Origin of the sequence: Halalkalibacterium halodurans (genome assembly GCF_004376175.1) — a bacterium.
GTDB classification, from domain to species: domain Bacteria; phylum Bacillota; class Bacilli; order Bacillales; family Bacillaceae_D; genus Halalkalibacterium; species Halalkalibacterium halodurans.
In genome coordinates this window covers 1-15,399 of sequence record NZ_SNUY01000033.1, presented here as the reverse complement: position 1 = coordinate 15,399, position 15,399 = coordinate 1, and the positions used below count along the sequence as shown (strand labels likewise).

Here is a 15,399-nt window from a genome sequence, read left to right as displayed (position 1 = left end):
GAATAGAGAGGTAAACCAGAGAATTAGCACTCATCTGGTTGAATGAACGCTATGACCGGCAACAATCGGAGAATGGAAATTTAATAAGAAAGGGGATGCGGACGATGAGCCAACATTTTGCGATGGAGCGGCAGGCACTACGTCAATTGCGAAAGTTGAGAGTCGAAAAGCGTCCTGAGTCCGTTTTACAATCGTTGTACGCTCAAGCCATTTTAGAATATGCGATCTTTGCATATCGAAAAAAGGAAATTGACGAAGCGATCGATCAGGCGCTAGAAAAACGGGATCAAGACGCATTTATGTCACTTACGAACAAGCGTCAAGTATTTATAGACGAGTATAAAAACGGAAAAACAGTTGAAGAGCAAGGGCATAAACTCCAATTACTCTTTTTTTAACAAAAGAATGCTCACCCTTTCGGCGGGTGGGCATTTCTTTTAATGGCTATTCCAAAGCACTTTAATGATTAAGTTAAATGCAAGTAAGCATTTTGTTGAAGCGGTTCCTTTAAGATCATCACATCATAAAGCAAACGCAACGCTTCTTCTTCGTCCATTACTTGAATCGCATCAATGTACGTTTCACGTAGAAAGCGGTCATGCTCTAGCAACGATTGCATTTTAGCTTTCTCAAACTTCACCACGACCCCCACCTTTACAACCTCTCTTTGATAAAATATGAGCTTTTGGCCAAAGGGTGCAAGCTCTTTTACTATTAATTTTAGCATGTCCAAATAATAGAGAGATAATCCATTCCATCGTTCTTTTTTTCGCGGGAGAAGTAGATTAAGTGAGATTGTCATCAGAATTCATTGACAATGATGCGAACGTTTCATAAAATGAAAGCGGATACAAACAAAGGACTGACTAGTCGGTCTGATCGAGGAGAAGGGTGGAACGTATATTGAAAAGATCAACAAAGGAGCGAATTATCGAAACGGCCCTCCTTCTTTTTGAGGAACATGGGTTTCACGCCGTAACGGTAGATCGAATCGTGCAAGAAAGTGGGACGTCGAAGGGAGGATTTTATCATAATTTTAAATCAAAGGATGAGCTATTGTACACCATTCATGATTCGTTCATTACGTATGTGCTCGAAAAAGCGAGAGAAGCGTATGAAAAGTATGAAACACCAGCAGAACGTCTCCATGCTACGGTCCGTTCGTTTGTCATGATGTTTGATTTTTATCGTCCCCATGTAACTGTATTTTATCAGGAGTCATTATATTTAAGTTCAGATTACTTTAAGGATATTAAAAAGAAACGTGATCAATATAAACAATTAATGTTTCGCTTAGTCAAGGAAGGGATTGACGCTGGTGAGTTCCGAGAAGAAATTCCTGTCCCGATTACATCCATGGCTATTTTTGGGATGATCAACTGGACATATAAATGGTATAAAACATCCGGAAAGTACTCTGTGGCCGAGATTGCAGACATTTATGCTGATTTAGTATTGCACGCAGTGTTGACGCAAGAAGCATTGACTCGTCCTGATTATCAATCGCTGTTTCTTCAGCATGGTTTAAGGACGGGTGAAAGGAGTGTGTAAAATGGATATGTTTGATCGGATTCATGAAATGGAAGAACGTCGCGATAAAGTGAAGCTCGGGGGTGGATCAAAGCGGATCGATGCCCAACATGACCGAGGAAAGCTGACGGCACGTGAACGAATCGACTTGCTCCTTGATGAAGGAACGTTTGTCGAATTAAATCCATTTATCGAGCATCGTGGCTTGGATTTTGGAACGGCTGAAGCCCCTGGCGAAGGCGTTGTTACCGGATATGGAAAAGTCGATGGGCGACTCGTGTTTCTTTTCGCTCAAGACTTTACGGTTTTTGGGGGCGCGTTAGGGGAAATGCACGCGAGGAAAATCACAAAGGTGATGGACCTTGCCGCGGAAAATGGGGCCCCGATTATTGGTCTAAATGATTCGGGAGGGGCACGAATTCAAGAAGGTGTTCGCTCCCTTGATGGATATGGGGAAATTTTTTATCGGAATTCGATTTATTCAGGTGTCATCCCGCAAATTTCAGTGATTTTAGGTCCATGTGCTGGGGGGGCTGTCTATTCTCCAGCAATCACTGATTTTGTGTTCATGGTCGAAAAAACGAGTCAAATGTTTATCACAGGCCCGAAGGTGATTGAAAGCGTGACAGGGGCAAAAATAAACAGCGAAGATTTAGGCGGGGCCAAGGTTCATTCCACAATAAGCGGAAACGCCCATTTCACTGCCGCTTCTGAAGAGGAGGTTTTACAACAGGTGCGGAATCTCCTTTCCTATTTGCCTTCGAGTTTTGAAGAAAAGCCCCCACATCAACGAGCGAAGCATTTTGTTCCCCTCGACGAACGGGTGCAGGAATTGCTTGACATTGTCCCTGTTGACGGAACGAAAGTATATGATGTGCGCCACGTCATTGAAAAAGTAGTGGATGATGAACAGTTCCTTGAGGTCCAGCCTCAGTTTGCCCGAAACATTGTCGTTGGTTTCGCTCGAATCAACGGGGATACGGTCGGAATCATTGCCAACAATCCGAAAATGATGGCGGGTGGTTTAGACATTAATTCATCAGACAAATGCGCAAGGTTTATCCGCTTCTGTGACTGTTTTAATATTCCCCTCATTACATTTGAGGATGTAAGCGGATTCATACCTGGTGTTCAGCAGGAGCATGGGGGAATTATTCGCCACGGAGCAAAGATTTTGTACGCCTATTCTGAAGCAACGGTGCCGAAAATAACCGTGATTTTGCGGAAGGCATATGGCGGAGCGTACGTCGCATTAAATAGTAAAGCGATTGGAGCCGATTTAGTCTTCGCATGGCCGAATGCAGAGCTAGCTGTTATGGGACCGGAAGGGGCGGCCAATATTATTTTTGCTAAAGAGATAAAAGAAAGTGCCAACCCTGAAGCCACTCGGCAAGCGAAAATTTCAGAGTATCGCGAGCGGTTTGCTAATCCATATGTAGCGGCTGCCAATGGAATGATTGATGATGTGATTGACCCACGAGATACACGAAAAAGCCTAGTGAGTGCCCTTGCGATGTTAAAAAATAAAAAGAAAACTCTTCCAAAGAAAAAGCACGGCAACATTCCTTTATAGTGAGTGGGCCGGAATTGGGAAGGAGGGAAGCGGCCCTGCGGCCGCAATGAATATGACAAAGCAAGTAGATTTAGATCTTTTTGCAGAGTTTCCGATCCCTACGTACGATGAATGGCGCAAGGTAGCTGAGGCATCGTTGAAGGGAGCGGCCTTTGATCAAAAGCTGTTGACGAAAACGTTAGAGGGGCTCACCCTTGAACCGATGTATCAGCAGCGTGATGTTGATGATCTTCATATAAATGAGCGCCATGTTCATCCAGTCAAACGAAAAAACGGGAAATGGCTCGTCAGCCAAGAACTCAATCAAGGGACACCAGAATCGTTTAACCGTACAGCTAAAAACGATCTAGCAAGAGGACAGACCGCTCTTCATATGGTTATTGACCAAACGGTGCGGGATGGTTTATCGCCCGTGGATCAAAAAGGAGAGACAGGACGAACAGGACTCCTCTTATACAACCATGAGGATATGGAGACAGCGCTAGAAGGAATCGATGTCAGCAGCGTACCAATCCATTTAAATGGGGGAGCGGTTCAAACGCCGTTTCTTGCTAGCTTACTTGCGATTGCCCCCACATCCCTTCATGGTGTGGTTGGTGCTGATCCGATTCATGAGTGGGTGAAAAAAGGCTCCTTGTCATATTCATGGCGAACAGTTTTTGATGAGCTATCCCATAGTGTACAAGTGGTAAATGAGCGAGCGCTTGATCTGAAAACGATCCTTGTTCAAAGTCATGTGTATCATAATGGTGGGGCTACTGCGACTGAAGAGCTTGCCTTCCTTCTCGCAACAGGTGTCCAATACGTCCGCGCGCTCCTAGAACGAGACATCGCTATTGATGACATCGGTAGAAGCTTCTGCATGAGCGTTTCTGTCGGCTCTGATCTATTTAAGGAAATCGCTAAACTCCGTGCTCTACGTTTGCTATGGGCTAACATTATGGAGGCGTTCGGTGCTGAGAAAGAAGGGCGAAACATATGGCTCCATGCGCGGACGTCTTTTTACACAAAAACGGTCTATGACCCGTATGTGAACATGTTACGTGGGACAGGTGAAGCGTTTGCCGCCGCTGTAGGAGGAGCAGACAGTCTTCATGTCAGCCCATTTGATGAACCGATTCAAAAGCCAAGTCCATTCTCGCGTCGGATTGCGCGAAACACGTCCATAATCCTTCAAGAAGAAGCTCACATCGGCCAAGTGGAAGATCCAGCAGCAGGATCATGGTATGTAGAAGTACTTACGGAAAAGTTAGGTGAAGCCGCTTGGTCATTATTTCAAACGATAGAATCTGAAGGAGGAATGATTGCCTCCTTAGAGAAAGGTTTACCACAGCAATGGGTAGAACGATCAAGGCAAAGACAGGAACAAGCAGCGGAAGTAAGAAAAACTGTGATGGTCGGGACGAATCGTTATGTGGCGATCGATGAAAAGCCACTGACAAAACAGGAAGAAGAACCAATAGCACCGTACAGGAAAGCCATTCGGACAAAGCAAGAAAAGCATCTAAAAGCATCAAATTATCCGTCTCTCCTCCAAGCAGTAAAGGAAGGGGTCCCTTTTAGTAAGCTACTAACGGCACTACAAACAAAGGAGGCGGTACCAACCATTGCATCTATAAAAGAAACACGCCTTAGCATGAGCTATGAAGCTCTAAGAAAGGCGACCGAGCAATGGGTGAAAAGGACTGGTGACCGTCCGCGCGTGACTTTATTAACGCTAGGTTCCCTCGCGTCCCACAAGCCTAGAGCTGATTTTGCCCGGGAACTGTTTCAGGTTGGTGGGTTTCAAGTGGACACGACGACCGGGGTTACCTCAACCGATGAAGCATTACGCCAATTGCAAGAAAAAACGGGGAACCCGATCGTTTTATGTGGCCGGGATGAAGACTACGAATCATTAGCTGCTTCTCTTATTGAAGCCGTTCGCGAGGCGCATCCGAACGCCATGATCTTACTAGCGGGTAACCTTTCAAGTGAAACTTTACAAGCATACGAGCAAAAAGGATTGTATGGTACGATCCATGTTCGAACGAACGTTTTCCAGTTTATGAACGAAGTGTTGATGAAAAGAGGGGTGATCCGCGATGCAAACACCTGATTTTGCAACGATGTCATTTCCGCGAAGTTCTTTGTCTATAAAGAGCAAAGAAGCTAATGTAGCCTTTGAAACAAATGAACAGATCCCTGTCAAAACCTTTTATACAAAAGAAGACATTCATGGCATGAAACACCTTAATTACGTCGCGGGTATCCCCCCTTTTTTTCGCGGGCCTTACCCAACGATGTATAAAACACGCCCATGGACGATCCGGCAATATGCAGGGTTTTCCACAGCTGAGGAGTCAAACGCCTTTTACCGACGGAATTTAGCAGCTGGACAAAAAGGACTTTCGATCGCTTTTGACCTTGCCACTCACCGCGGCTATGATTCTGATCATCCGCGAGTGGTCGGTGATGTAGGAAAAGCGGGAGTGGCTGTTGACTCCATCTTAGACATGAAAATCTTGTTTGACGGTATTCCCCTTGATCAAATGTCGGTTTCGATGACGATGAATGGAGCCATTCTGCCGGTGATGGCATTTTACATCGTGGCAGCGGAAGAGCAAGGGGTGAAGCAAGAACAGTTGACGGGAACGATTCAAAATGACATTTTAAAAGAGTACATGGTGCGCAACACGTACATTTATCCACCAGAAGCATCCATGAAAGTGATTGCCGATATTTTTGAATATACGTCTAACTATATGCCGAAATTTAACAGCATCAGCATTTCTGGCTACCATATGCAGGAGGCCGGAGCGACAGCTGACCTCGAGCTTGCCTACACGCTAGCTGACGGCTTGGAGTATGTGCGCACAGGGATGAAGGCGGGATTGGATATTGATGCGTTCGCACCAAGGCTGTCCTTTTTCTGGGCGATTGGTATGAATCATTTTATGGAAGTAGCGAAAATGCGGGCCGCTCGGCTCATTTGGGCAAAGCTCATGAAACGGTTTAACCCGAAAAATCCAAAGTCACTCGCCTTAAGAACCCATTCGCAAACGTCAGGCTGGTCGCTCACTGAACAAGATCCGTACAACAATGTCGTCCGCACATGTGTCGAGGCCCTTGCGGCAGCGCTCGGTCATACCCAGTCTCTTCATACAAATGCACTGGATGAAGCCATCGCCTTACCGACCGATTTTTCCGCCCGGATCGCTCGTAACACGCAACTGTATTTGCAGGATGAAACGGGAATTACGAACGTCCTTGATCCGTGGGGCGGTTCGTATTACGTCGAGTCGCTGACAGCCGAGTTGCTGCAAAAAGCATGGGCCAATATCGAGGAAATCGAGGAGCTTGGCGGAATGGCGAAAGCAATCGATACAGGATTGCCGAAAATGAGAATTGAGGAAGCGGCAGCGCGTCGTCAGGCAAAAATTGACTCAGGGAAAGAAGCGATCATCGGTGTGAATAAATATCGCCCAGATACAGAAGAACCCCTTGACATTCTCGACATTGACAATACAGCGGTTCGGGAAGCACAAATTCGCCGCTTAGAAAAGCTAAAAGCAGAGCGTGATGAGGAACGGGTACAGCAGGCGTTAAATCGAATCACAAAGGCGGCAGAAACAGGGAAAGAAAACTTGCTTACATGCGCGGTAGAAGCAGCACGGGCGCGGGCATCGTTAGGTGAAATTTCGATGGCGTACGAGAAGGTGGTAGGTCGTCATAAGGCGGTGATTCGATCGATTAGCGGTGTGTATCGTTCTGAATTTGGTGAGAAAGAAGAAATGGCACGTGTGAGGGAAATGACGGACACGTTTTATGAACGTGAAGGACGGAGGCCACGGATCATGGTGGCAAAAATGGGCCAAGACGGCCACGATCGCGGGGCAAAGGTCATCGCAACCGCTTTTGCTGATATGGGCTTTGACGTTGACATCGGTCCGCTATTCCAAACTCCAGAGGAAGCAGCATTGCAAGCGGTTGAAAACGATGTTCATGTTCTAGGTATGAGCTCTCTGGCTGCAGGACATAAAACGCTCCTCCCTCAAGTGGTAGATGAATTGAAAAAGCTCGGTCGTGAGGACATTATGGTCATCATCGGCGGTGTCATTCCCCCTCAAGATTATGACTTTTTGAAAGCGCATGGAGCTGCAGCCGTTTTCGGACCAGGTACGATCATTCCTGTATGCGCCCAGCAAGTGCTTCATGAGATGAACCGCCGTCTAGGCTATGAAGGGGAAGCATAGCACTTCCCTTTACTACAACGAAGCGAAAAATGATCCGACGTGAAAGAAAGGAGGGGGAAGTGTGGAGCCACCGAAACGAAAGGAACTGACGGTGGAAGATTATATTAACGGAGTATTGGCTGGGGATCGGGCTTTGTTGGCACGGGCGATCACGTTGATCGAGAGTCATTCAGAGAGACATAGGCCGATCGCAACGGAAGTGTTAAACGGAATCATCCCACAGACGGGGAAGTCGATTCGAATCGGAATTACAGGTGTCCCAGGTGCAGGGAAAAGCACTTTGATTGAAGCACTCGGGACGATGCTTTGTGACAAGGGACATCGTGTCGCTGTTCTCGCTGTCGATCCATCCAGTCAGCTGACGAAAGGGAGCATCCTTGGGGATAAAACGCGCATGGAAGAGCTCTCACGCAACAAAAATGCATATGTCCGTCCTTCCCCTTCTAGTGGCACATTAGGTGGTGTGACGAGGCGAAGCCGTGAGACATTACTGCTTTGCGAAGCAGCCGGTTTTGATGTAATCATTGTGGAAACGGTTGGAGTGGGGCAAAGCGAAGCGGTCGTTCGTTCCATGGTCGATTGCTTTCTCGTTCTCATGCTGACAGGGGCAGGGGATGAATTGCAAGGGATAAAAAAAGGCGTGATGGAGATGGCTGACGCAATTTTTATTAATAAGGCGGACGGTCCGAATCGTCAGGTCGCACTGAAAACAAAAGCTGAGTACAATCGCCTGCTTCATTTTCTTCCTCAAGCGACGGAAGGATGGGAAACGAAAGCGTACACGGTATCGGCGTTAACTGGTGAAGGAATTTCGGAGATGTGGGATGTGATCTATAGCTTTTTCCAGTTTTCAAAGGAGAATGGTATCTTTGAAGAACGCCGAGAAAAGCAAGCCCTTGAATGGTTTTACGCTGTCATTGAAGATGAATTAAAGCTATGGTTTTTTCAGCAAGATGACATCAAGCAACAGCTCCCGCTTTTGATGGAGCAAATGAGAAAGGGAGAAGTCGTGCCGACGGTTGCCGCCTCCCAATTATTAACGACATTTACGAACGGGTTAGAAAAACGAAAAGAAGAAGGATAGGGAGAGTCCCTCAACCTTTTACAAGTGAACCCTTGCTGTTTTAGCATGGCGGCAATCTCTTGGTAGTAGGGCTGTTCATAGAAGCTGATGAGGCGATCCGACCAGGTTGTAGTCGTCGCTCCACCTGTCCGCTGTTTCGTATTACCAGATATGAGTTCGTCATAAGCAGCAAGTGTCTTTTGACTAAGTGGCTCATACCGGCCATCATGGGTGAATACATCCAACGGGAGGCGTGGCTTTTGTTCGACTGTCTCCTCCGGATATCCGATACAGAGCCCAGAAATCGGGATCACATATGATGGCAATTGGAGCGTTTCGATTACGCGCAAAGGCTGGCGCCGGATTCCACCAATCGGTACGGTTCCAAGGCCGAGCGATTCGGCTGCTGTTATGGCGTTGCTGAGTGCAATACCAACATCTGTTGCACCAACCATAAGGGCATCTACATCCTCCAAGGCTGCTAAGAATTTCCCACGGGCTTCTGCCGCCACCGCCGCACGGTGAAAATCTGCGCAAAACACGAGAAAGATCGGTGCTTGTGCAACGTGAGCCTGTCCACCTACGAGCTCAGCAAACAACTCTCGCTCGTTTGGCTCACGAATGACAATAACCGAGACTTGCTGACCATGAATCCACGACGGCCCCCATTGGGCGGCGCGAAGAATCGCTTGCAAATGATCGTCGGGAACTGGTTTGTCACTGTATTGGCGACAGGAGCGGTGGTTCATCATCGTTTGAATCACTTCATTCATGAATCGTTTCCTCCTTTTGGTTGGTGAGGCTGTGTAAAGGGCCACTAAATACTTCCGTCCCCTCTCCTTTCGGCTGGTAGAGAGCTAGTAATAATGTATCTTCTTTTACGATAACCCCTCGCTTTAGCCAATCGGCAAGGGAGAAAGGAATCACCTCTAGCATCGTATGTTTGTGCAATTCTTTCTCTGACAGCTGGTGACGGGCAAGCGCTTCAGAAAACACTTCTGGAGTCGCTGCTAATCGTTTAATAAGAGATGACTGTTTTTCCTTTGTTAACGAAAATGGCCACCACGTTTTTCGCGGCTTATGCTTGTGACCGCGGAAATAATCGTACATCATGAGTCCTTTAATGATCGGTAAGTTGTCTGTCCTGCGATCTTCAAGGAAGGCGAAAAGGCGAATAAATAAATCCTCAAGCTGGTGACCAATACGGGCCCAACCCTTTTCATCCCAATAGTCGCCAAAGGATTGAAAGAAGTCAAATGGGCTGTCAAATTCGTATTCCACTAAATAGAGGATGGTCGTATCCATTCGGTGTGCATTCCAATATTTCTCGAGCACATCCTCCACTCGCTTTATCCGTACAATTTCATCAAATGACAACACGTTGTTACCGAGAATTTCATACGGCGCTTGGTCCATAAAGAGGTAGTTGTGATCCTCCGCACGAAGGCGAAGACCTGTTCCGCGAAGCATTTTCAAAAAACCTAGCTGTAACTCATCGGGATGCATGGCAAATACATCATTGAATGTTTTCCGAAACGATTGGTAGTCTTCCTCAGGCAAGCCGGCAATCAAATCGAGATGTTGATCGATTTTTCCCCCTTCTTTCACCATCGTCACGGTCCGCTTTAACTTTTCGAAGTTTTGCCGACGTTGTACGAGTTCGTTGGTTAAATCGTTGGTCGATTGGACGCCAATTTCAAAGCGAAAAATCCCTTTCGGCGCATGCTCATTTAAGAACGCAAGCACCTCAGGACGCATAATATCTGCCGTGATTTCAAATTGAAACACGCAGCCTTGATGATTGTCGATCAGGAAGCGAAACACTTCAAGGGCATAGTCGCGCCGAATGTTAAATGTGCGATCAACAAATTTGATCAGCTTGGCCCCGCTGTTGATTAAATAAAGAAGATCTGCTTTCACACGTTCTAAGTCAAAATAACGAACGCCCACTTCGATAGAGGATAAGCAAAACTGACAGCTGTATGGACAGCCACGGCTCGTCTCAAAATAGGTCACTCGTTTACTTAAGCTAGCCACATCCTCTGAAAAGCGATACGGAGAGGGGAGCTCGTTTAACGGAAGCTTCGGCCGTGGTGGATTGATAACAATGTCATCCCCTTTTCGGTATGCTAAGCCAAAGACGAGATGATACTTTGCGGTGGTGTTCATTTCCTCTAGCAGATGTTTAAACGTTTCTTCCCCTTCGCCGACCACGATGAAATCGACTGCATGGAGGCGCTCCATCCATTCTCGGGTGTCGTATGAAACCTCAGGACCACCAAGAACGATCTTCACGGAAGGCATGACTTTTTTAAGCATTTCAATAACTTGAATCGTCTCTTGGATGTTCCAAATGTAACAGCTAAACCCGATGACATCAGGCTTTCGTTGATGAAGATCAGCAACGATGTTCATGGCAGGATCTTTAATTGTATATTCAACCATTTCAATAGGAAACTCTGGTTCGGCGTACGCTTTTAAACAACGAAGCGCTAAACACGTATGGATGTATTTTGCATTTAAAGTCGTCACGACGGTTTTCATCGTTAATCCCTCAATTCTTTAATTGCTTCCGTAAAATATGATACCATATTCAGAGGGAGTTTCAGAATTAATGAGAGAGTGACGCCACATGACGATCATTATGCCTACATGGCTCTTTATGATGGTAAGCATTTTGTTTACGATCGGGGTTTCTTTTTTGCTAAGTGTCATCATGAGCAAGTTTTTGAAGAAAGGGGATAAGCGGAAGGAAAACATGGCAGGCTTTCTAGCCGCTGTTGTAACGATTTTGCTCGTTATTGCCACATCGGAGGCTTTTGTCGAGCGAGTATATGAAGGCGATGTGTTGTTTACTGCTGATAAAGCGTGGGAAGTGGAAGACGCTACTGCTCGTTATTTGTCAACCGAGCGTCCGTTAGTAGTGGCGAATCTATTTCGTCACGGATATTATGAATCGATAGAAACGAATGAACTAGGGACTATGCGCATTCACTGGCAAGTAACCCATTATCCCGAAATCTATGAGCGAGCGATGGAGCTTCACTCAGAAGGTACACATTTTTTTCCGTTTCAAGCATATTATGAAGCCGTTGTTCAGCCTGTTGTTACGGATGTTCTCGAGGAAGAACCACCATCCTTATCGGCAATGGAGGAAATGATCAACGACAGGCTTCCCGGCCACGAAGCTAACCTGAATCAATAGAAGGAGAGGCAAGACGTGAAGCATCGCGTCTTGCTTTTTTCAATAGAAAAAGGGAAAGGCCCTCTCATCAACACGTTCAATTAGCCAACAAGCTTGTAATGGAAAAACTAGAAGGGTTGGCATTTTGCTGCTTTTCCTCTACGATGAAAAAAAGAGACTACTTGTAAGGGGTTACAGCTATGAGACGATTTCCGCTTTACCTGATGATCAAGCTTGTCTTTATGTTCGTGATGCTTCCCGCCCCCGCGTTAGCTGAGCGGCAAGTGAAGGTGGCCTATGATCCTCATCTCCCCCCGTTGCATGCGGAAGGAGGTGACGGACCGTACGGGTTTGTTATTGATATCTTTTCTGAGGTTGCTGAGAGGAAAGGATGGGACGCTCACTATGTGCCAATGACTCAGCGACAGGCTATAGAAGCAATTGATCAAGGGAAAGTGGACATTTTTCTTTCCCTGCCTTTTAAAGAGTCGTACGCGAACCGACTTGAATTTACAGATTCAATTCTCGGAACATCGATCGGCTTAATTGTGGCGACCAATAATGAGGAGATTCAAGGATTACCAGACTTGGCGAACAAAGTAACTGCCCTGCAAGCAGATACGTTAGAGTACGAGTTTTTACGAAATATTCGCGGCATTCGTTATCATGTGACAAGTCATCAAGAAGCAGGGATTGAGCTGTTGCAAAACGATCGAGCTGAGGCGTTTATTGGGAGTGTGTTGACGGCGAACTATTTGCTGGAGCAAAAAGGTCTGTCTCATAAGTATCGTGTAGCTGGAAACTATTTGCTCCCTCTCGATTATACGATAGCCGTACAAAAAGAAAACTACCCACTTTTAATGGACATCAATGACGGATTACGAGAGTTGAAAAGCGATGGGACGTATAGCACTCTTTATCGACATTGGTTTAACGGAGAACAGCTTGTCACCGAGAGGCTGTGGCTAGCGATTCAAATTATTGGGGTTCTATTGCTTATTGCGCTCATTTTGTTTTTTCTAGGGATTCGTTGGAATCGCCAGCTCCAAAAAGAAGTAGCAAAAAAAACCGTTGTCCTCCATGAGTTGAATCGAACGTTAGAAAAACAAATAGAGGAAACACGCAATAGCAACGAGTTTCAGCGCCAAATTTTAAATAGCAGTCCGCGGGGGATTGCCACGGTTAACCGTGAAGGGATCATTACTTCTTTTAACCCGAAAGCGGCTGCGATTGTAGGGACTACGAGAGAGACCGTTGGCCTTCACTTTGGAAAAGTTTCTCTTTTGAAAAAACTATTAATCGGAAAAGTACAAACGGTATTTACAGAAAAACAACGGTTTTTAGGGGAGGAAACCAAATGGGAGCGAGCTGATGGACGCACCATCTACCTGCGCTATTATGTATATCCAGTATTTGACGTCGAAGGGAACGTAACGGGAACTATTGTTACGTTTGAAGATATATCGGAAGAACGGCAGCTGCGGATGCAAATATTCGAACAAGAAAAAAGCCGTGCTCTCATCCGTGTGGTGGCAGGGATCGCCCATGAAGTGCGAAATCCCCTCACCTCGATTAAAACATTTGTCGAGTTAATCCCGAAAAAGCTTTGTAACGAACGATTCCAAAAGGAGATTTCCACTTATGTTCCACAAGAAATTGAGCGGGTTAGCACGTTGATTGAAGGGCTCATTGATTATGCAAAACCGAAGCAACCTTCTAGGGAGATGATCGATCTCGCAGAGCTCGCCCGAGAGTGTATGCTGCTTTTTGATCGAACCGTGACCAATCGGGGTTTTACGATGGACGGAGCGATCGAAGGACCCTTTCTCGTAAAGGCGGATCCTAACCAGCTGAAACAAGTCGTTATGAACTTAATGATTAATAGCTTGGACGCGATGGAGGAGAAAAATGAAGAAGGCTTACGGCTATCCATCCGCGTGTACCAGTTGAAACAGGAGTATATTCTTGAAGTTAAGGATGAAGGTGTTGGCATGACAGAAGTAGAACAGAAGCAAGCCCTTGAGCCGTTTTTTACGACGAAGGCAAAAGGAACAGGATTAGGACTTGCGATTGCCAACCAGTATGTACAGGAAAATGGGGGCAGGCTTGTGATTAGAACTACTGCAAGGATTGGTACGACGATAAGCCTTTATTTTCCAATGATAAGGGAGGGAACAACCGATGAAACGAATTCTCATAATTGATGATGAACCTTCCATCTGTTCTTCTTTGCAGTTTGCGTTAGAGGATGACTATGAGACAGAGGCGACAACCGAGGTAGACAAAGGATTGCATATCATCGAGCAAGAACCTATCGATGTTGTTCTTCTTGATTTAAAGATTGGTAAAGTCGATGGCCTTGAAGTACTTCAGGAAATTAAAAGGAAAAAGCCGGAGACGATTGTCATTATGATTACGGCTTATGGAACGATTGCCAATTCGGTCAAGGCGATTCGATTAGGGGCCTATTCGTATTTAACAAAGCCAATCCACATGGAAGAATTGTTCTCGGTTTTAGAGCAAGCATTACATTACAAAAAGCTGAACGAACAAGTTGCTTATTTAAGCCAAGAGCTTGAAAAGAAGTACGGCTATGAAGGTATGATCGGAAAAAGTGAAGCGATGACCCAAATGTTTCATCTTATTGAAAAAGTAAAAAATGTTGACTCAAGCGTCTTAATTACAGGTGAAAGTGGCACAGGAAAGGAACTCGTCGCTCGGGCGATTCACTTTTCAGGCAAACGAAAACAGGAACACTTTGAAGTTGTGAATTGTGCAGCGATTCCGGAACACTTGTTAGAGAGCGAGCTTTTCGGCTATGAGAAAGGGGCCTTCACTGGGGCTGCGACAAGAAAGGAAGGAAAATTTCAACTCGCCAATCGAGGAACGATTTTTCTTGATGAAATCGGTGACATGCCGTTAGCACTCCAGGCGAAGCTACTTCGAGTGTTGCAGAAAAAAGAAGTAACCAAGCTCGGTTCAAACAAAACGGAAAAGCTTGACGTACGTGTGATTGCGGCAACCAACAAGTCGTTACAGGAACAAGTAAAGGAAGGGACGTTTCGCGAGGATTTATACTTTCGTTTACACGTCATCCATATCCATTTGCCGCCATTGCGTGAAAGGCAAGAGGACCTTCCGTATTTGCTGCAACACTTTCTTCATACATTTAATCAGGAGTTAGGAAAAAGCATGAAAGGGTTTCGGTCTGATGCTCAACGGGAGTTACTAGCCTATCAATACCCTGGCAATATTCGCGAGCTATCTAACATTGTGGAAAGTTCAATGGTAATTGCAGATGGCGAGTATATTGAGCTTGAGGACTTGCCTATGTTCATACGTGAAAAAGGGGAAGGATTCGCCAAACAAAAAGGCTCACTCGATGATTATATCGGTCGCCCGCTAAAAGAATTAGAGAAAGACTTCATTTTGGCAACCTTGAAGCACAACGACAATCACCGTAAGAAAACAGCGGAAATGCTCGGCATTAGTGAGCGGGGATTAAGGGATAAATTAAAACAGTATCTTGTCGGTAAAAACTAATCACGAAAACGGCAAAAATTGCAGGTGCGGCATTTTTTGCCGTTTTTCAACAGGCAAACAGTTCCGATCGAATTGAAAGCGCATACAAAAACGAGCTTTTTAAAGTTGGCATAGAAATTGCATTTATAAAAAGTGACTAACATAGGTAGTGTCAAAAGTTCTATGAAAAACTAGCACGGTTCATACTACCTACCATTTATTAGGTGGAAAGGCCGCGCTATCGCTCTTGACAAACACGCCAATGGTTTATTCAGAGGTCAATCAAGGGCGA

At 45.7% G+C, this 15,399-nt stretch carries 11 protein-coding genes and 1 pseudogene; 9 read left to right on the top strand and 3 right to left on the bottom strand.

What is annotated here, in order from left to right:
• Positions 1-104 precede the first annotated feature (104 nt).
• On the top strand, positions 105-398 hold the full coding sequence (locus E2L07_RS11755) for an IDEAL domain-containing protein (RefSeq protein WP_166740068.1): 294 nt from the start codon (positions 105-107) through the stop codon (positions 396-398).
• 68 nt (positions 399-466) lie between these two features.
• On the opposite strand, the gene E2L07_RS20815 is transcribed toward E2L07_RS11755, so the two are convergent.
• Positions 467-640, bottom strand: a complete 174-nt coding sequence (locus E2L07_RS20815) for a hypothetical protein (protein WP_166740067.1) — start codon at positions 638-640, stop codon at positions 467-469.
• 260 nt (positions 641-900) lie between these two features.
• Between E2L07_RS20815 and E2L07_RS11750 the strand changes: the two genes are divergently transcribed.
• From E2L07_RS11750 to meaB, 5 genes are all read left to right on the top strand, one after another.
• A complete protein-coding gene (locus tag E2L07_RS11750; RefSeq protein ID WP_208402046.1) occupies positions 901-1,551 on the top strand; it encodes a TetR/AcrR family transcriptional regulator in 651 nt (216 codons plus the stop codon).
• A gap of 1 nt (position 1,552) precedes the next feature.
• On the top strand, positions 1,553-3,103 hold the full coding sequence (locus E2L07_RS11745) for an acyl-CoA carboxylase subunit beta (RefSeq protein ID WP_134229643.1): 1,551 nt from the start codon (positions 1,553-1,555) through the stop codon (positions 3,101-3,103).
• A 52-nt stretch (positions 3,104-3,155) separates the two neighbouring features.
• The gene (locus E2L07_RS11740; protein WP_166740066.1) at positions 3,156-5,201 is read left to right on the top strand and encodes a methylmalonyl-CoA mutase family protein; all 2,046 of its coding nucleotides are present in this window, start codon (positions 3,156-3,158) and stop codon (positions 5,199-5,201) included.
• A 10-nt stretch (positions 5,202-5,211) separates the two neighbouring features.
• On the top strand, positions 5,212-7,338 hold the full coding sequence (scpA, locus tag E2L07_RS11735; protein WP_053431941.1) for a methylmalonyl-CoA mutase: 2,127 nt from the start codon (positions 5,212-5,214) through the stop codon (positions 7,336-7,338).
• A gap of 61 nt (positions 7,339-7,399) precedes the next feature.
• Entirely contained in the window at positions 7,400-8,422 is a 1,023-nt protein-coding gene (gene meaB, locus E2L07_RS11730; RefSeq protein WP_010899100.1) for a methylmalonyl Co-A mutase-associated GTPase MeaB, read from the top strand.
• A gap of 272 nt (positions 8,423-8,694) precedes the next feature.
• Here the strand turns inward: meaB and E2L07_RS21245 are convergent.
• Positions 8,695-9,150, bottom strand: a pseudogene (locus tag E2L07_RS21245) (nitroreductase family protein); the annotation flags it as partial.
• A 16-nt stretch (positions 9,151-9,166) separates the two neighbouring features.
• A complete protein-coding gene (locus tag E2L07_RS11720) occupies positions 9,167-10,945 on the bottom strand; it encodes a B12-binding domain-containing radical SAM protein (RefSeq protein WP_053430627.1) in 1,779 nt (592 codons plus the stop codon).
• Positions 10,946-11,033: 88 nt separating this feature from the next.
• Here E2L07_RS11720 and E2L07_RS11715 point away from each other — a divergent pair, with 88 nt between their 5' ends.
• From E2L07_RS11715 to E2L07_RS11705, 3 genes are all read left to right on the top strand, one after another.
• A complete protein-coding gene (locus E2L07_RS11715) occupies positions 11,034-11,606 on the top strand; it encodes a hypothetical protein (RefSeq protein ID WP_053430628.1) in 573 nt (190 codons plus the stop codon).
• Between the two features lie 179 nt (positions 11,607-11,785).
• The gene (locus E2L07_RS11710) at positions 11,786-13,789 is read left to right on the top strand and encodes a transporter substrate-binding domain-containing protein (protein WP_134229641.1); all 2,004 of its coding nucleotides are present in this window, start codon (positions 11,786-11,788) and stop codon (positions 13,787-13,789) included.
• A complete protein-coding gene (locus E2L07_RS11705) occupies positions 13,767-15,128 on the top strand; it encodes a sigma-54-dependent transcriptional regulator (RefSeq protein ID WP_134229640.1) in 1,362 nt (453 codons plus the stop codon). Before E2L07_RS11710 ends, E2L07_RS11705 begins: the two co-directional genes overlap by 23 nt.
• Positions 15,129-15,399: the final 271 nt, after the last annotated feature.